Here is a 23693-nt window from a genome sequence, read left to right on the forward strand (position 1 = left end):
TTTATGCTCAAAAACCGGACTAAATAAAAATTGTTTTGCTAATAAATACTGTATATATTTGCACATACAGTTATCCTTCAAATCATAAGTTTTATTTAAATCTGTTATCATACAGATATTACCACATCTTTCTTTCAAAAAAGCAGTTTCTCCTTTTATCTCTTCTACTTAAATAAAAAAATGAGGAGAAATTAAAATAATAATAGATTTTGTTTATGATTATGATCCTTTAACACCATACAAAACACAAATATCATATGAACTTGACAATTCATGGCAGAAAAACAGAATACAGACCGACCTATAATCCTAATTTATTAGAAATTTTTTCTAACAAGCATCCTGAAAACGATTATTGGATGAAATTTAACTGTCCAGAATTTACTAGTATATGTCCTATTACAGGACAACCGAATTTTGCGACAATTACTATAGGATAGGACACATCCCCAACACCAAAATGGTAGAGAGCAAAAGCTTGGAATTGTATTTACTTAGCTTTCACAATCGTGGGGCCTTTCATTGGGACTGTGCAAATATGATAATATGATTATGAAAGATTTGATTGTATCAATGTCGCCTAAATACACTGAAGTCGCCGGATTACTCACTCCATGCGATTGGATTAGCATCTTTCCTTATCCCAACTATGGGAAACCAAAAAGTGAATCTGAACAATTGGCAAAAACAAGACTTTTTTCTCACAATGGTATAAAACAATAAAATTTGTTCATTTATTTTACCTTTTTTTGAAAACTTTACAAATGAAGACCACAAATAAAAATATTAATTTATAAAAGTCTGAATTCTTTTATAACTTTTGCAAGAGAGTTTCTCAAAAAATAGTGACATATTCCCTTTTTCTTTGCTGTAAAATTTATTACTCAGGTACTTCTCTAGAAGATATGAGTATAGATAGAGTATGGGAAAAAAGGGCAACCAATAAAATTAAAGTAAGATGCCCGCTCTATTGGGAGAGGATATTCAACATTTTGATCAATTAAAAATTGTGATAATGGCTTACTATTATTACATTATGCTGTTATTACATTAGTTTTACATAAACGTCACAAAAAAGCACGACGATGTTTTGGTTAAATCTGTTGGTCAGTTAATGTAATGGATTATGTGTTCCGTATGAACATTTACCAATGTCATAAATAAATGAAGTACAACTCTCTAGAGAGAGAGAGCTGCTTTGATCTGTGTAGAAAAAGAGAAGGGGGGGGGGGGAGATATAGGCTTTTAATGACTATGAGGACATAAGCACAAAGGTAAGTGCATAACGGAGAGTATGTTAGGGAACATATATGGAACGAAAAGATTTCTCCCTCTTGAAATTTTTTATCACAATCAAAGCTAATGAGATGCGTGTTTCTTGGCAAGGCTAACAATAAATGCCATTTGAAAAGTGGTGATGAACCAATGCTTTAGAAGCAATGTTAGTTAGTTAGTTAGTCAGTCAGGTAGCATAATAAAAATTAGAAAAACAATCAAACAAAAAATAATTATGAACAAGGACACGAAATTCATCTTCATCCGGTTTCCTATCAGCCCTTACTTTTGCGAATCAGTTACTCTCCAACCATCATGGCCGATTAATATACTCTCATAAAGATTATGGGAAGAAAAAGAAGAAAACTATAAATCCAATTGTAGTATGCTACTAATTACAATCCCAAATTCCCAAATTAAAGAAAGAAAATTTTTTGATATTACGGGTATTATGAAAGATGTGTATAAACGATAATCGTCATAATTTTCTATATCAATAAATAGCGAATTAAAATAATTTATCTCTCAAAAAATATATTAAAATAAAAACCATGTTGCGAATTGCAATTCAAACAAAAGGTCGGATGCACGAAAAAACAGCTGTTTTACTCAATGAAGTCGGTATTAGACTCCCAGCAGCAAAAAGAACATTGTTGATACAATCAAATACATTTCCGGCAGAGATTCTTTTCCTTAGAGACGACGATATTCCCCAAGCAGTTGCTAACGGAGTAGCTGATGTGGGAATTGTTGGTGAAAACGAATTCCATGAAAAAAAACAAGAAGCAATCGTAATAAAACAATTAGGATTTAGTCATTGTCGTCTTTCATTAGCTATTCCCAAAGAAGAAGAATATCCAGGCTTACACTGGTTTTTTAAAAAAAAAATAGCAACCTCTTACCCAAAAATTTTATCGGCTTTTTTAAAAAAAAATGCTATTGAAGCAGATATCCATTTTATAAATGGATCAGTAGAAATTTCGCCTGGAATAGGATTATCTGATGCAATATTTGATATTGTCAGTTCAGGAAGTACTTTGATCAGTAATCATTTAAAAGAAGTTGAGATAGTAATGTATTCTGAAGCAATACTGATTAGCAACAAAAAGCTGGATGAAAAGAAGAATAAAATACTACAGGAATTGATCTTCCGCATAGATGCTGTTCAAACTGCCAATGATAAAAAATACATTCTTTTAAACGCTCCGAATGATAGTTTGCAAGAAATATTTCAAATTCTTCCCGGTATGAAAAGTCCAACAATTTTTCCTTTAGCCAAAAAGGGATGGAGTTCCATTCATTCCGTAATTAGTGAGAAACAATCTTGGGAAATTATTAATAAGCTAAAAAATGCCGGTGCTGAAGGAATCCTTATTGTCCCTATTGAAAAAATGATTTTATAATCTCTATCATCGATGAAAATATTAAAACACCCTCATAAAAAACAATGGGATAGAATCATCCACCGTCCCTTAACCGATAATACTCAATTATTCAAAGTTGTACAAGATATTTTGAACGATATAAAACAACGAGGAGATAAAGCAATAAAAGAATATGAACTAAAATTTGATAATGTACAACTTGATAAATTAGAAGTTTCAGTGGAAGAAAAAAATCTCGCCGAACAGTCAATTCCTGACCAACTCAGACGAGCTATTCTTACTTCAAAAAAGAATATAGAAAAATTTCATTCTGCACAAAAAATTCTTCTGCCAAAAATAGAAACATCTGCAGGCATAGTTTGTTGGCAAAAGGTAACTCCTATTGAAAAAGTGGGTTTATATGTTCCTGGCGGAACAGCTCCACTTTTTTCTACTGTTTTAATGTTAGCTATCCCAGCAAAAATAGCTTGTTGCAAAGAAATTATTCTTTGTACTCCACCCAATTCCGATGGGAATATTCACCCTGCAATTCTTTTTGCAGCAAAAGAAACAAAAGTGGATAGAATATTTAAAATAGGAGGCATTCAAGCAATCGGTGCAATGGCTTATGGGACACACTCTATTCCTCAAGTTTATAAAATATTAGGACCAGGTAATCAGTATGTAACCGCTGCCAAGCAATTAGTTTCTCTCAATGGAATTGCTATTGACATGCCAGCAGGTCCTTCTGAAATAGAAGTTATTGCAGATGAAACAGCCAATCCTATTTTTGTCGCTGCTGATCTACTATCGCAAGCAGAACACGGTGTAGACAGTCAGGCTATTTTGTTAACTCTCTCTGAAAAATTTGCAAAACAAGTTCTTTGGGAACTTACCCAACAACTACAAACACTTCCTCGCAAAACAATAGCCCAAAAAGCATTACTAAACAGCAAAATTATTATTCTCCAAAATCAGCAAGAAATTATAGAATTAACTAATCAATATGCTCCAGAACATTTAATCATTGAAACTAGTAATTATAAAGATCTGGCGGAACAAATTATCAATGCTGGCTCTGTATTTTTAGGACACTATACTCCCGAAAGTGCAGGAGATTATGTTTCTGGCACTAATCATACTCTTCCAACCAACAGTTATGCCAAATCTTATAGTGGAGTTAATCTTGATAGTTTTACAAAAAAAATAACCTTTCAAGAAATCACTAAAGAAGGAATAAAACAATCAGCCCCTACAATAGAAATCATGGCAGAAAACGAACAATTGCAAGCACATAAAAATGCAGTAACTTTCAGAAAATTAACTATCGATAATATTTAATTAATTTTTTAAATATTATCCATCAAAAAAATATAATATACCTTTTGCTATATAAATTATGGAACTAGAATCTTTAATTAGAAAGAACATTCTTAATCTTATCCCATATTCTTGTGCAAGGAGTGAATTCAATGGAGAGGCTTCTGTCTATTTGGATGCTAACGAAAATCCATATAACCGACCATACAACCGCTATCCTGACCCTTTACAACGATCCCTCAAAGAAAAAATAGCAAAGCTTAAAAAGATACAGCCTTGTCAAATTATGATAGGTAATGGTAGCGATGAACCCATAGATTTAGTCTTCCGCATTTTTTGTGAACCTCAACAAAATAATGTGGTCTCTATTGATCCTACTTATGGAATGTATCAAGTTGCCGCAAATATTAATCACATAGAATACAAAAAAGTTTTGTTAGACGAAAATTATCAGTTAAATGCTGAGAGACTTTTAAATGCAACTGACAAATACACAAAAGTGATCTTCCTTTGCTCACCCAATAATCCAAGTGGAAATTTGTTAAATAAATTGGAAATAATGAAAGTTATTTCTTTTTTTCAGGGAATTGTAGTTATAGATGAAGCATATATTGACTTTTCCAACCACGCTTCTTGGTTAGTCAATCTGGATAAATATCCAAATCTGATTGTTTTACAAACTTTTTCAAAAGCATGGGGAATGGCTTCTGCTCGTTGTGGATTAGCTTTTGCTTCCAAAAAGATTATTAATTTTTTCAATAAGATAAAGTATCCCTATAATATTAATTTTTTCACTCAAAATTTCATCAGTAAGTGCTTAAATAAAGAAAATAAAAAAAACGAATGGGTAAAAATGATTTTGTCACAACGACAATTACTTACCAAAACATTGCAAACATTAAATAATATTGTTGAAAAAGTTTATCATTCCGATACCAATTTTCTTTTAGTAAAAGTAAAAAATGCCACTAATACATATAACGAATTAATACAAAAAGGTATTATCGTTCGTAACCGTAATTCCATTTCACTATGCAACAATTGTCTACGAATTACGGTGGGTACTGAGAATGAAAACAGAAAGTTAATCGAAGCATTAAAAAAATCAAATGAAAAAAAGAGTTTTATTTATAGATAGAGATGGGACTCTAATTATAGAGCCACCTATAACTTTCCAAGTAAATAATTTGGAAGAATTAGAATTTCTTCCAGGCGTGATTCGTAATTTATACTTTATTCGCAAACATTTAAATTTTGAACTTGTAATGGTCACTAACCAAGATGGTTTAGGAACACCGATCTATCCACAAAACAATTTTGATATAGTTCAAAAGAAAATGTTGAATATTTTTCAAAATGAAGGAATTTTTTTTGATAATATTTTTATTGATAAATCTTTTCCGCAAGATAATTTATCAACTCGCAAGCCCAATACAGCAATGCTCACCCAATACTTCTCCGATGACTATGATCTAAGAAGTTCATATGTTATTGGTGATCGCTTAACAGATATAGAATTAGCTAAAAACTTAGGATGTAAAGCTATTTTGTTAAGTCCCAAAACAAATTTCATTCCAAATACTGCTCTAATAACAATTAATTGGGACAAAATCAGCGAATTTCTGGTTGTTGGAGAAAGAAAAGCTATTGTTCAACGAACAACTAAAGAAACAAACATTCATGTGGAAATCAACATAGACGGGAAAGGTAAAACTGATATTTCTACAGGACTTGGTTTTTTTAACCATCTACTGGCACAAATTGGTAAACATTCTGGCATAGATCTGATTGTGAAAATGAAAGGTGATCTAAATGTGGATGAACATCATACAATAGAAGATACAGGTATTGCTTTGGGAAGTGCTTTATCTCAAGTCTTAACCGATAAACGAGGAATAGAAAGATATGGTTTTTGCTTGCCAATGGATGATTGTTTATGTTTGGCTGCCGTAGATTTTGGAGGCCGTGCTTGGTTTGTATGGGAAACAGAATTCCATAGAGAAAAAATAGGAGATATGCCAACAGAAATGTTTCCCCATTTTTTCAAATCTCTGAGTGATGCAGCTAAAATAAACTTGATTATCAAAGCAAAAGGACAAAATGAACATCATAAAATAGAAGGAATATTCAAATCTTTTGCTCGTGCTATCAAAATGGCTATACGACGTGACATTTTCAATTATGAATTACCAAGTACAAAAGGCATATTATAAAATTCTGCCAGTATTTTATCTCCTTATTTTTGAAAAATTATTATTCATTTCTTATCTTTGCACTCAGAATTTCTTCTCATGACAAAAGAGGAAAGTGAACTACTATCTGTTTTTGAAAGTCATTTACGCCGATTAATGTTTCTCTGCGATGAATTGAAAGTTCAGAAAAAAACTTTGCAAGAGTTATGTGAGAAATTAGAACAAGAAAACAAAACATGGAGGAACAAGTATGATAATCTTAAAATGGCACGAATTATTTCTGTAAAACAGGATGATTTTGAAGGTGCTAAAAACAAATTGGCACAATTGATAAAAAAAGTTGATAAATGTATTGCACTGTTAAACACATAAAATAGCTTGTGGAAGAGGATTTTTTCAAAATACAATTAAAGTTACTCGACAAATATTATCCTTACACTTGTAAACGTTCTGAAGAAGAAGATATAAGAAAAGCAGCGGCAAATCTTACCGAAAAGTTTTTAACCTATAGTTCTCGTTACACTTCTTTAGAAAAAGTTGATTTGCTCACTCTGATAGGTTTTCACTTTGCTTTAGAAGTTTTGAATAATAAGAATCAACAGGATAAATCGCCAATTTTTAATAAAATTGAGCAACTAAATAAAGAATTGGAGGAATACATGAAGATTCCTGAATGATTTTTTTTTAAAGCATTTTTCGCACCAATTATCTGTTTAAGTTTTGATTCATCTTAAAAGCGAGTTGGTGTTTTTAATAAAAAAGTTTAGACAAATATTTGAATATATGACATCAACAATAATATTTATATCAATAGCAGCAGTGTTCCTTGTAATGGGAGGATATTCTGCATGGTGGAAAATTAATTCAATATGTGAGATAAGAAATAAAAAAATATTTAATGAAGCAAAAAAGGAATTGGAGTCAGCTAAAAAAATTGAGATTTTAGAAATGAAAGAGAAATTTAGTTCTATGAAAGCTAATATAGAGCGTCAAGTAAACGAACGCAATGCTAAACTCCAACTGCATGAAGTTGATTTGAAACAAAGGGAATCAATTGTTAAAAAAAAACAAGAAGAACTTTACAAGAAAAATAATGAACTAGAAGTTATTCGTGAAAATCTGGCCAGTCAATTAGAAATTATAGGAAAGAAAAAACAAGAAATGGATAAAATCCATAGGATGGAGATAGAACGATTGGAATCTCTTTCTGGACTATCCGCAGAAGAAGTCAGAGAACGTTTAGCACAATCTTTAAAAGAAGAAGCAAAAACTGCTGCTGCCGCTTACATCAATGAAACAATAGAGGAAGCTAAAATGACAGCGAATAAAGAAGCTAAAAAGATTGTTATTCAATCCATACAACGAATAGCAACAGAGACTGCTATTGAAAATTCAGTTACTGTTTTCCAAATTGATTCGGATGAAATAAAGGGGAGAATCATAGGTCGCGAAGGACGAAATATACGTACATTAGAAGCATCTACAGGTGTAGAAATTATTGTAGACGATACACCTGAAGCAATCGTTCTCACTGGGTTCGACCCAGTGAGGCGAGAAGTTGCTCGCTTAGCATTACATCACTTAATCCAAGATGGACGTATTCATCCAGCGCGTATAGAAGAGACAGTAGAAAAAATGCGTAAGCAAGTAGAGGACGAAATAATAGAAATTGGCAAACGTACAACTATTGATTTAGGTATTCACGGATTACATCCTGAATTGATTCGTATGATAGGTCGTATGAAATATCGCTCTTCCTATGGACAAAATCTATTGCAACACTCCCGTGAGACAGCCAATCTATGCGCAATTATGGCGTCAGAACTAAAGTTAAACCCTAAGAGGGCTAAAAGAGCAGGATTGCTACACGACATTGGCAAAGTTCCAGACGACGAACCCGAGCTTCCACATGCTTTACTAGGCATGAAACTCGCCGAGAAATACAAAGAAAAATCTGATATATGCAATGCAATTGGTGCCCATCATGATGAAATAGAAATGGAAACTTTATTAGCTCCAATTGTTCAAGTTTGTGATGCAATTTCCGGTTCAAGACCAGGAGCAAGAAGAGAAATTATAGAATCCTACATTAAAAGGTTAAATGATTTGGAACAACTAGCACTTTCTTACCCTGGTGTAGTCAAAACTTATGCTATTCAAGCTGGCAGAGAATTACGAGTCATTGTAGGAGCAGACCAAATTAACGACGTCGAAACTGAAAAATTATCTAATGAAATAGCACGTAAAATACAAGATGAGATAACTTATCCAGGACAAGTAAAAATCACAGTCATACGAGAAACTAGAGCTGTAGCATTTGCCAAATAATAATGTATAATACATTAAGAAAAGAATTATTTTTTGTTATCCTCTTTAAAATTATGAATGTTGCAATTGTAAAATACAATGCAGGTAATATTTATTCAATCCATTATGCACTCAAACGTCTGGGAGTTGAACCAATTATTACCGCTGAAAAAGAATTATTGCAAAAGGCTGATAAAATAGTTTTTCCCGGACAAGGAGAGGCAGTTAAGACCATGCAATATCTGAAAAGACATCGTTTGAACGAATTAATAAAAGAACTAAAGCAACCTGTTTTAGGTATTTGCATCGGCATGCAACTAATGTGTCGTTGCTCTGAAGAAGGAAATGTAAATTGCTTAGGCATTTTCGATACTCCAGTATTGAAATTTCAGCCTGAAAAACACGAAGACAAAATCCCACATATGGGGTGGAATACACTCACAAATCTTAAAAATTACCTATACGAAGGAATTAAAGAAGAATCATTCGTTTATTTTGTGCATAGTTTTTATGTCCCTGCAAGTAAATATACAATTGCAATAACAAATTACATACAGCCTTTCAGTGCGTCTTTGCAAAAAGACAACTTTTATGCAACCCAGTTTCATCCAGAAAAAAGTGGAAAGGTTGGCGAAAAAATATTAAGTAATTTCCTTTCTTTATAAAAAATCCTCATTTGCTTACTTTTTACTTTAATTGTACAAAATTATGATAGAAATCATTCTCGCTATCGATATTATAGAAGGCAAAGCTGTTCGCTTAACACAGGGCGATTATAAACAAAAAAAAATTTACAATCAAGATCCTTTGGAAGTAGCTAAAAAATTTGAAGACTATGGAATTCGCCGGCTTCACTTAGTAGATCTAGATGGTGCAAAAGCTAATTTTATAGTTAATTATAAAATACTTGAAAGAATAGCTTCTCATACATCTCTTATTATTGATTTTAGTGGAGGATTAAAATCAGATTCCGACTTGAAAATTGCTTTCAATAGTGGAGCAAAAATGGTCACAGGAGGTAGCATTGCTGTAAAAAATCCGAAAATTTTTAAAAACTGGATCAATAAATTTGGAGCAAACTGTATCCTACTAGGAGCTGATTGCAGAAATAATAAAATTGCAGTAAATGGTTGGACGGAAGAAACTAATGAAGAAATACTCCCATTTATTAAAAAATGGCGTAAATATGGCATTACAAAAGTTATCTGTACAGATATAAGCAAAGATGGAATGCTAAAAGGCACAAGCACAGAGCTGTATAAAACCATTAAAAAAGAAGATACAAGCATATATTTAATAGCTAGTGGAGGAGTAAGTTGTATCTATGACATAGACATGTTACAAGAAGCTGGATTATCTGGCGTAATTATTGGAAAAGCTATCTACGAAAGCAAAATACAATTGAAAGAACTAAAAAAATATGCTTGCTAAAAGAATTATTCCTTGTCTTGATGTAAAGGATGGGAAAACTGTCAAAGGAATTAATTTTATTAATTTTCGTGATGCAGGTGATGCTGTTGAATTAGGAAGGCAATATAGTAAACAAGGTGCTGACGAATTAGTTTATTTGGACATCATTGCTTCACATGAAGAACGTAAAACCTTTATTGAATTAGTAAAAAAGGTAGCAGCAAATATTAATATCCCTTTTACTGTAGGTGGAGGCATTAATGAAATGCAAGATGTAGACAGGTTGCTAAATGCTGGTGCTGACAAAATATCAGTAAACTCTGCCGCTTTACGTAATCCATCTTTAATTGAAGACATTGCAAAAAATTTTGGCAGTCAAGTGTGTGTGGTGGCTATTGATGCCAAACTTGAAGCCGATGGACAATGGCTTTGTTACCTAAATGGCGGACGTATTCCCACAAACCAATATTTATTTAAATGGGCTAATGAAGTAGAAAGTCGCGGTGCAGGTGAAATACTATTCACCAGTATTACACATGATGGAGTAAAAAATGGTTATGCCAATGAAGTTCTTTCTGCTCTCACAGGCTCATTACATATTCCCATTATTGCCTCTGGCGGAGCTGGTAAACAAGAACATTTTCGAGATGCTTTTATCATTGGAAAGGCCGATGCTGCTCTTGCTGCAAGTGTCTTTCATTTTGGAGAAATGAATATTAAAGTACTAAAAAACTACCTCTGGAGGAAAGGCATTTCCATAAGAAATTAGCAATAGTAATAAGAATTATAAAAATCTATTTATATAATTCTTTCGCTTCTAACTACAATATTTCATTCAATTCTTATTCTGCTTTTGGGTTTTTTGTTCCACATAATTGGAGCAAAAATAAATTTTCAATTAGTACAATCCAGAATATTGTCTAGATTTTTTTCGCAAATCCGAGCAGCATTGACAATACTAGAAAACAAATTCACCAAATTCATTTTCTATCTTATCTCTATCCATCTAGTTTATTTCATTTTCTAATTTAGATCCTCCTAACTTTCTTCCAAATATCATCTTCTATCCCAATCTAAACACCAGCATTACCACTGGTATTACCTTAAATATAGTAAGCTTTTACTAAAAAAAAATAAAAGAAAGGAGAGAAATACCTCTAAGTATTGTATGTTGAACACCTCCCTCTTAAGCCTAAATTGTTCCCAATTCTGCGATACTTATATAGCACCACCAATTTCATACTTCTAAAAATATGTAAACACCTAAAAAAACTTTTTGAAAAACGATTGACATGTATTTGCATACATCAAATTGTTATTTCCCTTCTGAAATCTTTGAGTAAAAAATAATCTACAAAAGTGTATCGCTAATGTTCTTTTTTATTTCCAAAATATCATCGAATATTGACTTAGTGATTGATCTTTTCCTTAATGGAAGCCTACACTCGCTGTAAAATATTCGAAATTATTTCAGTATTGGATTGATAGAATATCAAAAAATTAAATTTTCAAATATTTCATGACACAACATTATATAATGTTATTTTACGATAACCTCTCAAATATGCCTCTCCTTCAATTTTATAAATTCATCCCATATCGTTTTGACTCATTAGCAACGATCAAACTTCCATTTCTCTGAAAAATAGACATATTAAGAACATTTCTATAAGGGATATACCTTTTAAGGTACTACTATTCCCAAGACATTTTTGTAACCTAGCTCTTAGGTTCCCACAGGTGTATTTGCTCTCATTTTACTTTTTTCAAAATTTAATAACTGTTCATACATAAATTCGCTTAAAGCTTCATTTAATATTATTTTTTAGTCAATAAAAGCCTTGATTTTTACTTTCGTTACATTTTAATATCACTATTTATCATAAATTTTTCTATTTCTATAAAAAAAAGGAAAGTCTTCATAAATTTGATGCCATTATGCGAATAGATATTATTAGTGTATTACCTAAAATTATAGAAAGTCCCTTCAAACACTCTATTTTAAAAAGGGCCCAGGAAAAAAGATTAGTTGAAATATATATTCATTCCCTTAGAGAATACTCAACAGACAAACATCACCGAGTGGATGATTATCCCTTTGGAGGAGGATCTGGTATGGTTTTACAATGCGAACCTATTGATCGTGCCATCTCTTCATTACAATTACAAAGAAATTACGATGAAATAATTTATACTTCTCCTGACGGTGAAACTTTCAATCAACAAATAGCCAATGATCTCTCCATATGTTACAACTTAATCATTCTTTGCGGTCATTATAAGGGCATAGACTATCGTATTCGTGAACATCTAATTACACGAGAAATTTCTATCGGCGATTATGTTTTAACCGGTGGAGAACTAGCAGCGGTTGTAATATGTGATACTATCGTTCGATTAATCCCAGGTGTAATTAATGACGAACAATCAGCTCTCTCTGACTCTTTTCAAGACAATCTATTAGCTCCACCCATTTACACTCGCCCTTCTAATTATAAAGGTTGGATCGTTCCCGATATTTTACTTTCAGGACATAAAGCCAAAATCAAAGATTGGGAATTACAACAATCTATTGATAGAACCAAACGTCTGCGTCCAGATTTATAGTTTTTACTATTTCTTAAAATCAAATAACATATAATACGATTTATCACAAGATAAGAAATACATCCTAATTAACCTTTCACTTATTTTCCCATAAACAGTGTAGTGCTATTATGCAATTTTCCATCAATCACAAAGTAAATCCTCAATAACCATTCTTATACTCTTAAAATTATTAAACCTTAAATCCGATCAAAGTATAATTATTATTTTAACTTCTTTTCGTACCTTTAAAAAAGGATCCTCATAGGAGAAGGCTATAGGTACAATCCCAAACGTTACAATATTTAAGTTTCATGAAAGAAAAACTGACGAATAATACTTTTCAAGTTAATGAGAAGGGCTACTATGGTAAATTTGGTGGTGCTTTCATTCCTGAAATTCTTCACGAAAACATAAATAGATTACAAAAAGCATACAAATCCATCATAGAAAGTCAAGAATTCATAGAACAATATTACAAACTTTTGCATGACTATGCAGGTCGACCCTCACCCCTATATTTTGCAAAACGATTATCAGATAAACACAAGTGCCGTATTTATATAAAAAGAGAGGATCTCAACCATACAGGTTCACATAAAATTAACAATACTCTCGGACAAATTTTATTGTCTCGCAAAATGGGTAAAACCCGAATAATAGCAGAGACAGGAGCAGGCCAGCACGGTGTAGCTTCAGCTACAGTATGTGCATTGATGGATATGAAGTGTGTTGTATACATGGGCAAAACTGATATAAATAGACAAAATCTAAATGTACGGAAAATGGAAATGTTAGGTGCAACAGTCATACCGGTTACAAGCGGCAACATGACACTAAAAGATGCAACTAATGAGGCCATACGCGATTGGTGTTCCAATCCTGATGACACACATTATATTATTGGTTCAACAGTAGGGCCACACCCATACCCTGATATGGTAGCACGTTTTCAATCGATTATAAGTAAAGAAATTAAATCACAATTACCAGAAAAAGAAAATCGTAACTACCCTGATTATCTCATTGCATGTATCGGTGGAGGAAGCAATGCAGCAGGTACAATCTATGAATATCTGTATGACAATCGTGTAAAGATTATTCTTGCTGAAGCAGCTGGTCAAGGAATACATTCTGGGCACTCTGCTGCTACTATTCACCTGGGCAAAATTGGAATAATACATGGTTCTAAAACATTAATAATGCAAACAAGCGATGGCCAAATAGAAGAGCCATATTCTATTTCCGCAGGATTAGATTATCCAGGAATTGGTCCTATGCATGCCCATATAGCAAAGCAAGGACGTAGCGAAATACTAGCCATCGATGATAATGAAGCTCTATCGGCAGCTATGGAACTAACACGTTTGGAAGGAATCATCCCAGCATTGGAATCTGCTCATGCTTTGGGTATTTTCCAAAAAAAGCAATTCAAAACAAATGATGTTATTGTCGTTTGTCTATCTGGAAGAGGTGATAAGGATATGGAGACTTATTATAAATAGATAATATATAAACAATTTCTTCTTTTAACCCTAAACAAAACATGTATTCCAAAGATGATAATACAATAATAAAAGGACAAATAACACCTAATGCGGATAGATTAGAAGCTCTACGAATAGCAACAGACAAAATAGAAAAGAATTTTGGCAAAGGTTCTATTATGAAAATGGGAGATAATGCAATAGAAGAAATATCAGTTATTCCGACAGGATCTATATCATTAAATATTGCATTAGGTGTAGGCGGGTATCCTCGTGGTAGAATTATTGAAATTTATGGTCCAGAATCATCTGGAAAAACGACTTTGGCTATTCATGCCATTGCTGAAGCACAAAAAACCGGAGGTATTGCAGCTTTTATAGATGCAGAACATGCTTTTGATCGTTTTTATGCAGAAAAACTAGGTGTAGATATTAATAATCTTTGGATATCTCAGCCAGATTCTGGTGAACAAGCACTAGAAATAGGCGAACAATTGATTCGCTCTTCAGCAATAGATATTATCGTTATTGATTCTGTTGCCGCATTAACTCCTAAAGCTGAATTGGAGGGAGAAATGGGAGAATCCAAAATGGGATTACAGGCTCGTCTGATGTCTCAAGCATTGCGGAAGTTAACTTCAACTATTAGTAAAACTAATACTACTTGTATCTTTATTAACCAATTACGCGATAAAATTGGGGTAATATTCGGTAATCCTGAAACAACTACAGGAGGGAATGCATTAAAATTTTATTCTTCCGTTCGTCTTGATATTCGTAAGGCTTCAGCCATCAAAGACGGAGATGAAGTAAAAGGTAATCAAACAAAAGTAAAGGTGGTAAAAAATAAAGTAGCTCCACCTTTTCGTAAAGCTGAGTTTGATATTATGTTTAAAGAAGGTATTTCCAAAACTGGCGAATTAATAGATCTAGGTACAGAGTGGGAAATTATCAAAAAAAGTGGTAGTTGGTATAGTTATAATGACGTTAAGCTTGGGCAAGGACGTGAAGCCTCTAAAGACTACCTAAAGAATAAGCCAGAGTTAATGGAAAAAATTGAAATACAAATTATTGAAAAATCAAAATCAAATAACGAAAAGATTGCTAATTCTAAATACCCGCCCGTAATATAATGCAAGAAGTACAAAATTGCTTTGATAATATTATTCAATCAATTGAACAGTATAAATTGAAGCCGGCTTTCGATTTACTTGAAGAGCTAATTTCTAGAGTCCAAGACTGGCAATTACAAGAGCAGTTAAACTCATTGAAAAATACTTACAAGAGTATGCTGTATTATTTAGCAAAAAACATTAAAGACTGTGAAAGAGAAAAAATACATCAGACTTTACTACGTTCCCTGTACCAAATAGCAGACATTGCATTATGGCAAATTAAATCTGCTAACGACAATTCTCTATTTTATGAACAAAGAAGAACTTACTATTTTAGTGTATCTGAAACATCTGAAGAACTCATCAATGCACTAAAAAACATATCCGAAAACAATCTCTTATTAAACCCATACAAGGATGAAAAAGAAAAAGTATTAGAGAAAGAAAATCTAAATTGCAAAATCTTTCGAAAAGTTTGGTTGAGTAACCACTGGACAATAGAAGAGAAAAGTAGATGGACAAAAATTATATATCAGTCTTATGAAAAAACAATTTCTTGTCTTATTGTTACTGCTCTTACCCTCAATCTTTTAGAAACATTTGACGAGAAAAAAGCTATTTTATTACTGGAAGCTGCTCAAAATGAGTATAATGGAATCAGTGAACGTGCTTTAGTGGGCATTGTTTTATTTCTTCGGAAATATAATTATCGCCTGCATCTATACACAGAAATAACTGAACGCCTAAACAATTTGGCAGAAAATCCAAAATTTATAAGGAAAATTCGCCACACTCTTCTTCAGTTCATCTCAAGTAAAGAAACAGAAAAAATTACCCGAAAAATAACTGACGAATTGATTCCGGAAATAATACAAAAAGTAGGAACAAAAGTTGGCAATAAACTTAGAATATCAAGCTCTTTAAATGAGAATGAAATAGAGGATAAAAACCCTGAATGGCATAATTTGATTGAGACATCAAATATAGGAGAAAAATTACAAGAAATCTCTGAATGGCAAATAGAGGGTGCGGATGTAATGCATTCGTCATTTATCCATCTAAAAAATTATCCTTTTTTTAAAGAGATTAGCAATTGGTTTATTCCCTTTACTACTCCAAGTGAGGCCATTGATAATCAAAAGTTAATGCGGTTGGTTAATATTTTAAAGACATCTACATTTTTGTGCAATTCGGATAAATATTCTTTCTATCTGAGTGTTTCTCAAATGCCTGAAAATGCTCGCAAAATAATGATTAAACAATTTGCTTCCGAAACAACAAATACTATGAGAGAAGATTCTTTCAACATATCTCAAACAATAAATCACTTTACAAAGCAGTATGTACAAGATTTATACCGATTTTATAAACTTTATCCCCAAAAGCAAAATTTTGAAGATATTTTCGAAATCCAACCGGAATTCTACAAAGTTCCCATTATCTATCAATTAATTGGGAATGAGCAAAACTTATCTGCTATTGGAGAATACTATTTTAATAAAAACTTCTTTGAAGAAGCAGCAGACATTTACGATAAACTTTTACAAATTAATCCTAATAATGATGTTCTATATCAAAAGAAAGGTTATTGTTTACAAATGATGGGACAACTCCATGAATCTCTAAATACTTATCAAAAGGCTGAATTATTAAATGCCAATCATTCGTGGACAATTAAAAAATTGGCATATTTATATCGTATATTAAAAAATCCAAAGGAAGCACTGTATTTTTATAAAAAAGCACAACAATTAAATCCTGAAAACTTATCTATCCAACTAAATATAGGACATTGTTATTTAGAAATAGGAGAATTTGAACAAGCTTTAAAGTATTATTTCAAAGTAGAATATCTAACAGAAAATAAAGAAAGGATATGGAGGTATATCGCATGGTGTTCACTCTTAACTAATCGTTACCAACAGGCAATAAATTTTTTTAATAAAATTATAGAAAAAAACCCAACTATGACAGATTACCTCAATGCTGGACACGCACAACTGGCAATAGAAAATATTGAAGAGGCAATTCGCTCATATAAGCTAGCAATCGAAAAAGGGAATTATTCTTATGAAGAATTTGCGAGAATTTTTTCCCAGGATGTCCCTCAGTTAATCAAAGTTGGAATAAAAGAGAAAAACATCTATCTCATAATAGATACCTGTTACCTATTATAACTATTTTTAGTAGCAGGGGAACCATAACCTGATTTGGTTTCGCTTACACGAAATGAGATCCGATAGCTCAGCTGGATAGAGCAACAGCCTTCTAAGCTGTGGGACGTGGGTTCGAATCCCTCTCGGATCACTATGATTGCTCTTAAAAACTTCTTAATTAAGATCTTAAAAGTCTTTCTTTATTTAAAAAATAAAGAATTTAGCAATCTTTATTCTACACTTTCAGTCATCATAGAGTCAATAATAATTCTCCCACAATGTTCACAGGGAATTATTTTCTTTCTCATTTTGATTTCCATTTGTCTTTGTGGTGGTATTTTATTAAAACACCCACCACAAGCACCACGCTGAATATGAACAACCGCCAGTCCATTTTTCGCTCTTTTACGAATACGCTCAAAAGACATTAATATACGATGATCATCAATAATCATTTCAATCTGCTTAGCCTTTTCCATTAATTGTTCTTCTTGAATCTTCGTTTCAGAAATGATTTTATTTAGTTCCTCTTTCTTAAAATTCAGGTTTACTTGTTGTTCTTCACAGAGTTGTTTACTCTTTTTAATTTCCTCTTCAATAAACTTAATTTTTTCCGTAAACTCTCGAATGTATTTTTCAGCCAACTGCATATCTAACTCTTGACCTGCAATTTCTTTGGAAAGGCTATCATATTCACGATTGTTACGTACATTGTCTATTTGCTGCATATATTTTGCTATTAAAGCATTAGCATTAATAATCCTAATCTTCTCTTGACTAATTTTCTTTTCAAAATCAAGCAAAGATTTTTGAAAATTCTCAATACGAAGATGAAGACCAGCTACCTCATCTTCCAAGTCTTGTACCTCAAAAGGGAGTTCTCCACGCAATGTCCTTATTTTATCTATTTCCGATAACACCAATTGAAGACGATAAAGACTTACCAATTTATCTTCGATAAATAACTTGTCATTATTCCCTGAACTCATTATTGAAGCATCTACCTCTACACCACATTTAGATCCTTTTTTTTTACTCTTCAAATATTTACCATTTGATACTACCATAACTACATATAATTTACAGGGTTTGTATCTGTATCTGAAAGATACAGCGCAATATTAGGTATTTTTTTCGATATAATATCGAAAAAAATACCTTTCGCGCAATATTCTGATTCATAATGCCCTATAATTGCCAACAAAATTTTGTTTTCCACTTCGTAAAAATCGTTATATTTAGCTTCTCCCGTTAAAAAAACATCAGCTTTGCAAGCGATAGCATCTTGTATCAAAAAGGCACCACTACCTCCACAAAGAGCAACTTTACGAATAGTTTTTCCTATAAAAGAGGAATATTCTAAAGTTTTTAAATGAAAAATAGCTTTTATTTTTTTTAAAAATGATTTTTCGTTCTCTTCAGTAATTAATTCACCAATCACACCCGTCCCCGCACCATCCCAAGAATTAAGTAATGGATAAAAATCATAAACTGGTTCTTCATACGGATGCGACGCCAATAAAGCATTCAATACCTCTCTCTTTTTTAAGGAAGGAAAAACAGTTTCCATTCGAATTTCTTTTTCTACATGAAATTTTCCACATTCTCCCACAAATGGATGAGAATTTTCCCCTGCTCGAAAAGTTCCCTCGCCGATAGAATTAAAACTACAAAAATCATAATCGCCAATATTTCCTGCTCCAGCATCAAACAAAGCATTTCTAACCGTTTCTACTTGTTTCAATGGAACAAAAGTAACCAATTTCAACAATTCTCCCCTTCTATGCCTTAATACTTTAATATTCCGCAGTCCAATTTTTTCTGCTAAACGAAAATTAAGTCCCCCTACAGCATTATCTAAATTTGTATGGGCAGAATAAATAGTTATATCATTTTTGCAAGCTTTTACGATACATCGTTCTACATAGGTTTGTCCTACAATCTTTTTCAAGGGATTAAACAAAAGTGGATGGTGAGAAATAATCAAGTTACAAGTTTGTTCAATAGCCTCATCTATCACTTTCTCTGTTATATCCAGACATAAAAGAATACCTTTTACTTCCCCAAAAACATTACCGATTTGTAATCCGGAATTATCAAAACTATCCTGCAATTCCAAAGGAGCAAATGTTTCAATAAATTTTATTATTTCAAATATTTTCACCCTTCATATTTTTACTGAAATAATCACAGAACTCTTTTAATCCACAATTATAACAGTGGGGTTTTCGAGCAATGCAAATATATCGTCCATGTAAAATTAGCCAATGATGAGCTTTTGTCCAGAGTTTTTTTGGTATATGTTTGGTTAATACATACTCAGTTTGTATTGGCGTTTGAGTATGATTAGTTAATCCAATTCGATTGGAAACACGAAATACATGAGTATCTACTGCAATTGCTGGAATACCAAACGCAATGGAAGCAACTACATTTGCAGTTTTCCGTCCCACACCCGGTAATTTCATTAGTTCTTTTATATTGGAAGGTACTTGCCCCGCATAGCTAGCAACTAACATTTTTGCCATTGCTAACAAAAACTTTGACTTATTCTTGGGATAAGAAATACTCTTGATATATTCATATATTACGTCTTCGTTAGAAGAAGCCAATATTTCTGGTGTAGGAAAAGCATTAAACAGTGTCGGAGTAATTAAGTTAACACGCTTATCTGTACATTGTGCAGCTAATACCACAGCTATTAATAATTGGAAAGGATCTGTATAACACAACTCCGTTTCAGCTCGAGACATATTCTTTTCAAACCAATCAATTACCTTGGCACATCGTTCTTTTATCCCCATTACATAGTACTTTCTATACAGCCATTTCGAACTGTCTTAAAAATCTTATATCGTTCTCAGAAAACAAACGAAGATCTTTTACCTGATATTTGAGACTAGTAATTCGTTCAACTCCCATTCCTAATGCATACCCAGAATAGGTCTTGCTATCAATATTACAATTGTCCAAGACATTAGGATCTATCATTCCACAGCCTAAAATTTCCACCCATCCAGTAAATTTACAAAATGAACAACCTTTCCCTCTACATAAATTACACATAATATCCATCTCTGCACTTGGTTCTGTAAATGGGAAAAAAGAAGGACGCAAACGGGTGTTTATCCCCGAATCAAACATCTCCTTAGCAAAAAACACTAAAACTTGCCTTAAATCGGCAAAAGAAACATTTCTATTGATATAAAACGCTTCCACTTGATGAAAAAAACAATGAGCACGAGCAGATATGGCCTCATTACGATAAACCCTTCCTGGACAAAGGATACGAATAGGTGGCTGTGTTTTTTCCATTGTTCGTATCTGAACCGACGACGTATGAGTCCTTAACAAAATATTTTTATCATATTTGATAAAAAACGTATCTTGCATGTCTCGAGCGGGATGATCGAAGGCAAAATTTAAAGCAGAAAAAACATGCCAATCATCTTCTATCTCAGGACCTTCTGCTATTGAGAATCCTAGCTTAAAAAAAATATTGCAAATTCTCTTTTGTACAATAGAAATTGGATGACGGGTACCTACCCGATAGGGATAAGCTGTTCTTGTCAAATCAATTAAATTTTCAGATAAATCTTGACATCCAAGAGTTTCTTTTAACTGATCTATTTTAGTTTGTATTTTTACTTTTAACGAATTTAACTTCTGGCCAATTTCGCGTTTTTGATTAGCCTCAACATTACGAAAACCACTCATCAAAGAAGCAATTTCTCCTTTTTTCCCTAAAAAACGAATACGTAAAGTTTCTAATTCTTTACTGTTATTAACGTTCAAATTATCAATTTCATCCCAAAGGGTTTCTATTTTACCAATCATAAACTTTACAATAACATTTACCTTTTAGTTAGTGCCTCCCCTCCACCAATACTCTTTTGCCTAGAGCCTCAATATTATTCAAATTTTGAATTACCCGTTGTTTATCTGTCTTTTTCACTTCAAAAAAAGTAAATTTTCTCATCAAATCTATTTTCCCAACATTAACCTTACGTCCTGATATATTATCATTTAATAACCCAATTAATTTTGATGGGATTAAACCATCTACTCTGCCAAGATTAATAAATAACCACATATACCCTTCTGAAGGCAAATTCCTATTATCCTTTTTAAAAGTACAAATAGTTTTTGCTTCCAGACGACGTTTGTTTCTTATATCTTTCTCTTTTGGGATTTTTATTTCATTCACATCTTGATAATAATCTATCAAACGATTAAACTCATTTGAAATAATACGCTTAACGATATCTTCTTTACTCAACCAATCCAATTTATAGTAAATAGAAGGAAAAATATCTTTTATTTCTCCTTCATTCACTTCAACTCCTTCCAATTTATCTATAAAATGGAAAAGTCTCTTTTTACAAATTTCTTTCCCAGACGGAATAATCCCTTTTTCAAATGTTTTATTAATGCATCTTTCTATTGCTCTTATTTTAAATTTTTCCTTTAAATGGATAATTGCAATAGAAGTCCCTGTTTTCCCAGCTCTTCCTGTACGTCCACTCCGATGTATATAAGATTCTATATCGCTAGGTAGCCCATAATTAATAATATGACTTAACCCATCTACATCTAGCCCACGCGACGCCACATCAGTCGCTACTAAAAGCTGAATATTATGTAAACGAAATTTTTGCATTATATAATCTCGTTGGGATTGCGATAAATCACCATGTAAAGCATCAACATTATACCCGTCTCTTATTAAAAAATTAGCTATTTCCTGTGTCTCATTTTTTGTGCGACAAAACACAATACCATAAATATTAGGGTGATAATCCACTAATCTTTTCAACAAAAAATACCTATCTGAAACAGATACCATGTAGTATACATGTCGCACAGTTCTTCCTCCTGAATTCTTTTTTCCAATGACAATTTCGTGCGGATTACGCATATATTTTTTTGTAATCCAAGAAATTTCTAGCGGCATTGTTGCTGAAAAAAGAAGCATATTTCTATCTTCAGGAATATGACGTAATATCTCATCAATGCTTTCAGAAAATCCCACACTCAACATTTCATCTGCTTCATCCAAGACAACATTTCTCACATACTGCAAATCTACCGCTCCACGCTTAATCAAATCTATTAAACGCCCCGATGTAGCCACAACAATATGAACACCTCCCCGCAATGCTTTTATCTGACTTTCAATATTTGAACCGCCGTATATAGGCAATATTTTTAGTTTTTTCAAATATTTAGAATAATTATTAATGTCATTAGCTATTTGTAAACACAATTCCCGTGTTGGACAAAGAACTACTGCTTGAGGGTGTTCATGATGTATTTGGATTTGCTGAAGAATAGGGAGTCCAAACGCTGCAGTTTTACCTGTTCCTGTTTCTGCTAATGCAATAACCTCGTTGCCTTTACCAAGTAAATATGGTATTACCTTTTCTTGTATTGGCATAGGATTTTCATACCCTATTTCTGTAATTGCTTTCAGTATATCGGGGATGATGCCTAACTCTTCAAAAGTTTTCAAAACAAATAATTACTATTCATAGGATTATAAAAGTAGAAAAATTAATCGAATTCTATAGAATGTTAAATTTCTTCAACTAAGAAAACATAATACATAATTTTTTGTTATGCTATATTTTATAGTAAACAATTGACAATTTTTAGTTAGCGTTTCATAAGCTGTAAAATTGGTACATTCACCAATTACTGGCTCAAAAGGATTAATATGAAATTGTGTTTTAAATTCTACTTTTCCCCCCCCAAAAAATTTGCACAAAGTTTCCTTTGCTGACCAATGTAAAAGCATATGAACAAGCGGATTTTTTTGAGAAAGATTATTTTTTTCCATTTTATTCATAAATCGGTCTTGTATCTTTTCTATACGAGACGATATATATTCAATATCAATGGATACCGGCTTTTCTTCATTTAATATAACTGCCGCATATCCTCTCGTATGACTAATTCCTATATAAAATTGCTTATCCCTAAAATAGGGCTTCCCAGAATTTGTATAAATAATTTCTTTCTCTTCTCCTATAAGCTTTTTCAACAAAACTCGAGTAGCAAGCCATTCCTGCTTACGCATCTCTCTCATTCGTCGAAGCTTTCGACAATACCAATCCCAATTCTCCAATTCAGCAAGCAATTCATTAGACATTTTATCTATAGAAATGACTCCAATCCGGCACTTGCTATTATCAGTAGGCATTATATGTATCATATAATTAAAATTCAAAAATAAAAAAAATAAATAGAGAAAAATCTTAGCAAAGATAAAAAGAAAATCATTTTTAATCAATGTTTTATATTTTTGTAGGTTGGATACTGAGATCTAGATTTGACATTATTTAGAATAAATAATAGCTTTATGACCGGCTTTGCGAAAGCCATGGCATTATTTTGATCTTTGAAATTTTTCCATAATTTACGTAGTACAAGCTTCGAGGTATTTCTTTCGAAATAATTAAGGAATATCCGGAGGGGATTT

20 protein-coding genes, 1 tRNA gene and 1 pseudogene are annotated in these 23693 nt (G+C 32.4%); 16 read left to right on the plus strand and 6 right to left on the minus strand.

Translation table 11 applies throughout. The features are described from left to right. Positions 1-257: 257 nt before the first annotated feature. The 16 genes and pseudogenes from queF to CFPG_RS00235 all read left to right on the plus strand — a co-directional run bounded on the left by queF (position 258) and on the right by CFPG_RS00235 (position 17363). A pseudogene (gene queF / locus CFPG_RS00160) lies at positions 258-723 on the plus strand (preQ(1) synthase). A 1103-nt stretch (positions 724-1826) separates the two neighbouring features. Then, positions 1827-2678: an ATP phosphoribosyltransferase gene (gene hisG, locus CFPG_RS00165; protein ID WP_012573054.1), complete on the plus strand. Its 852-nt coding sequence runs from the start codon at positions 1827-1829 to the stop codon at positions 2676-2678. Positions 2679-2690: 12 nt separating this feature from the next. Further along, complete coding sequence (hisD, locus tag CFPG_RS00170) at positions 2691-3980, plus strand: histidinol dehydrogenase (protein WP_012573055.1); 1290 nt, start codon at positions 2691-2693, stop codon at positions 3978-3980. A gap of 55 nt (positions 3981-4035) precedes the next feature. Further along, positions 4036-5097, plus strand: a complete 1062-nt coding sequence (gene hisC, locus CFPG_RS00175) for a histidinol-phosphate transaminase (protein ID WP_265348046.1) — start codon at positions 4036-4038, stop codon at positions 5095-5097. Next, positions 5069-6172: a bifunctional histidinol-phosphatase/imidazoleglycerol-phosphate dehydratase HisB gene (gene hisB / locus CFPG_RS00180; protein ID WP_012573057.1), complete on the plus strand. Its 1104-nt coding sequence runs from the start codon at positions 5069-5071 to the stop codon at positions 6170-6172. The genes hisC and hisB overlap by 29 nt, the downstream gene beginning before the upstream one ends. 78 nt (positions 6173-6250) lie before the next feature. Continuing rightward, a complete protein-coding gene (locus CFPG_RS00185) occupies positions 6251-6523 on the plus strand; it encodes a hypothetical protein (protein WP_012573058.1) in 273 nt (90 codons plus the stop codon). Positions 6524-6531: 8 nt separating this feature from the next. After that, the gene (locus CFPG_RS00190; RefSeq protein ID WP_012573059.1) at positions 6532-6828 is read left to right on the plus strand and encodes a cell division protein ZapA; all 297 of its coding nucleotides are present in this window, start codon (positions 6532-6534) and stop codon (positions 6826-6828) included. Between the two features lie 106 nt (positions 6829-6934). Continuing rightward, complete coding sequence (gene rny, locus CFPG_RS00195; protein WP_012573060.1) at positions 6935-8479, plus strand: ribonuclease Y; 1545 nt, start codon at positions 6935-6937, stop codon at positions 8477-8479. Positions 8480-8532: 53 nt separating this feature from the next. Beyond that, complete coding sequence (hisH, locus tag CFPG_RS00200) at positions 8533-9123, plus strand: imidazole glycerol phosphate synthase subunit HisH (protein WP_012573061.1); 591 nt, start codon at positions 8533-8535, stop codon at positions 9121-9123. A gap of 43 nt (positions 9124-9166) precedes the next feature. Beyond that, complete coding sequence (gene hisA / locus CFPG_RS00205) at positions 9167-9889, plus strand: 1-(5-phosphoribosyl)-5-[(5-phosphoribosylamino)methylideneamino]imidazole-4-carboxamide isomerase (RefSeq protein WP_012573062.1); 723 nt, start codon at positions 9167-9169, stop codon at positions 9887-9889. Next, the gene (hisF, locus tag CFPG_RS00210) at positions 9879-10637 is read left to right on the plus strand and encodes an imidazole glycerol phosphate synthase subunit HisF (RefSeq protein ID WP_012573063.1); all 759 of its coding nucleotides are present in this window, start codon (positions 9879-9881) and stop codon (positions 10635-10637) included. The genes hisA and hisF overlap by 11 nt, the downstream gene beginning before the upstream one ends. A gap of 1169 nt (positions 10638-11806) precedes the next feature. Further along, positions 11807-12475: a tRNA (guanosine(37)-N1)-methyltransferase TrmD gene (trmD, locus tag CFPG_RS00215; RefSeq protein ID WP_012573064.1), complete on the plus strand. Its 669-nt coding sequence runs from the start codon at positions 11807-11809 to the stop codon at positions 12473-12475. A 293-nt stretch (positions 12476-12768) separates the two neighbouring features. Further along, complete coding sequence (gene trpB, locus CFPG_RS00220; RefSeq protein ID WP_012573065.1) at positions 12769-13959, plus strand: tryptophan synthase subunit beta; 1191 nt, start codon at positions 12769-12771, stop codon at positions 13957-13959. A 41-nt stretch (positions 13960-14000) separates the two neighbouring features. After that, positions 14001-15074 carry a recombinase RecA gene (recA, locus tag CFPG_RS00225; protein WP_012573066.1) on the plus strand — a complete coding sequence of 358 codons (1074 nt, stop codon included), beginning with the start codon at positions 14001-14003 and terminating at the stop codon, positions 15072-15074. Next, positions 15074-17233 carry a tetratricopeptide repeat protein gene (locus CFPG_RS00230; protein ID WP_012573067.1) on the plus strand — a complete coding sequence of 720 codons (2160 nt, stop codon included), beginning with the start codon at positions 15074-15076 and terminating at the stop codon, positions 17231-17233. The genes recA and CFPG_RS00230 overlap by 1 nt, the downstream gene beginning before the upstream one ends. A gap of 56 nt (positions 17234-17289) precedes the next feature. Further along, a tRNA-Arg gene (locus CFPG_RS00235) sits at positions 17290-17363 on the plus strand. A gap of 79 nt (positions 17364-17442) precedes the next feature. On the opposite strand, the gene CFPG_RS00240 is transcribed toward CFPG_RS00235, so the two are convergent. The 6 genes from CFPG_RS00240 to CFPG_RS00265 form a co-directional block, all read right to left on the minus strand. Continuing rightward, positions 17443-18201: a zinc ribbon domain-containing protein gene (locus CFPG_RS00240; protein WP_012573068.1), complete on the minus strand. Its 759-nt coding sequence runs from the start codon at positions 18199-18201 to the stop codon at positions 17443-17445. A gap of 80 nt (positions 18202-18281) precedes the next feature. Further along, entirely contained in the window at positions 18282-19376 is a 1095-nt protein-coding gene (locus tag CFPG_RS00245; protein ID WP_012573069.1) for a Nif3-like dinuclear metal center hexameric protein, read from the minus strand. Further along, on the minus strand, positions 19363-20016 hold the full coding sequence (gene nth / locus CFPG_RS00250) for an endonuclease III (RefSeq protein ID WP_012573070.1): 654 nt from the start codon (positions 20014-20016) through the stop codon (positions 19363-19365). The genes CFPG_RS00245 and nth overlap by 14 nt, the downstream gene beginning before the upstream one ends. A 13-nt stretch (positions 20017-20029) precedes the next feature. Further along, positions 20030-21049: a phenylalanine--tRNA ligase subunit alpha gene (gene pheS, locus CFPG_RS00255; RefSeq protein ID WP_012573071.1), complete on the minus strand. Its 1020-nt coding sequence runs from the start codon at positions 21047-21049 to the stop codon at positions 20030-20032. 28 nt (positions 21050-21077) lie between these two features. Continuing rightward, the gene (locus tag CFPG_RS00260; RefSeq protein WP_012573072.1) at positions 21078-22724 is read right to left on the minus strand and encodes a DEAD/DEAH box helicase; all 1647 of its coding nucleotides are present in this window, start codon (positions 22722-22724) and stop codon (positions 21078-21080) included. 72 nt (positions 22725-22796) lie between these two features. Further along, positions 22797-23426 (minus strand): 4'-phosphopantetheinyl transferase family protein, encoded by a 630-nt coding sequence (locus tag CFPG_RS00265; protein WP_012573073.1) that lies wholly within the window; start codon positions 23424-23426, stop codon positions 22797-22799. Positions 23427-23693 lie beyond the last annotated feature (267 nt).

The sequence above is a fragment of the Candidatus Azobacteroides pseudotrichonymphae genomovar. CFP2 genome (genome assembly GCF_000010645.1).
Lineage (GTDB): Bacteria > Bacteroidota > Bacteroidia > Bacteroidales > Azobacteroidaceae > Azobacteroides > Azobacteroides pseudotrichonymphae.

Coding starts and splice junctions, on each gene's coding strand:
- hisG (WP_012573054.1), top strand. CDS start 1,827: ATGTTGCGAATTGCAATTCAAACAAAAGGTCGGATGCACGAAAAAACA.
- hisD (WP_012573055.1), top strand. CDS start 2,691: ATGAAAATATTAAAACACCCTCATAAAAAACAATGGGATAGAATCATC.
- hisB (WP_012573057.1), top strand. CDS start 5,069: ATGAAAAAAAGAGTTTTATTTATAGATAGAGATGGGACTCTAATTATA.
- CFPG_RS00185 (WP_012573058.1), top strand. CDS start 6,251: ATGACAAAAGAGGAAAGTGAACTACTATCTGTTTTTGAAAGTCATTTA.
- rny (WP_012573060.1), top strand. CDS start 6,935: ATGACATCAACAATAATATTTATATCAATAGCAGCAGTGTTCCTTGTA.
- hisH (WP_012573061.1), top strand. CDS start 8,533: ATGAATGTTGCAATTGTAAAATACAATGCAGGTAATATTTATTCAATC.
- hisA (WP_012573062.1), top strand. CDS start 9,167: ATGATAGAAATCATTCTCGCTATCGATATTATAGAAGGCAAAGCTGTT.
- hisF (WP_012573063.1), top strand. CDS start 9,879: ATGCTTGCTAAAAGAATTATTCCTTGTCTTGATGTAAAGGATGGGAAA.
- trmD (WP_012573064.1), top strand. CDS start 11,807: ATGCGAATAGATATTATTAGTGTATTACCTAAAATTATAGAAAGTCCC.
- trpB (WP_012573065.1), top strand. CDS start 12,769: ATGAAAGAAAAACTGACGAATAATACTTTTCAAGTTAATGAGAAGGGC.
- recA (WP_012573066.1), top strand. CDS start 14,001: ATGTATTCCAAAGATGATAATACAATAATAAAAGGACAAATAACACCT.
- CFPG_RS00230 (WP_012573067.1), top strand. CDS start 15,074: ATGCAAGAAGTACAAAATTGCTTTGATAATATTATTCAATCAATTGAA.
- CFPG_RS00240 (WP_012573068.1), bottom strand. CDS start 18,201: ATGAGTTCAGGGAATAATGACAAGTTATTTATCGAAGATAAATTGGTA.
- nth (WP_012573070.1), bottom strand. CDS start 20,016: ATGGGGATAAAAGAACGATGTGCCAAGGTAATTGATTGGTTTGAAAAG.
- pheS (WP_012573071.1), bottom strand. CDS start 21,049: ATGATTGGTAAAATAGAAACCCTTTGGGATGAAATTGATAATTTGAAC.
- CFPG_RS00265 (WP_012573073.1), bottom strand. CDS start 23,426: ATGATACATATAATGCCTACTGATAATAGCAAGTGCCGGATTGGAGTC.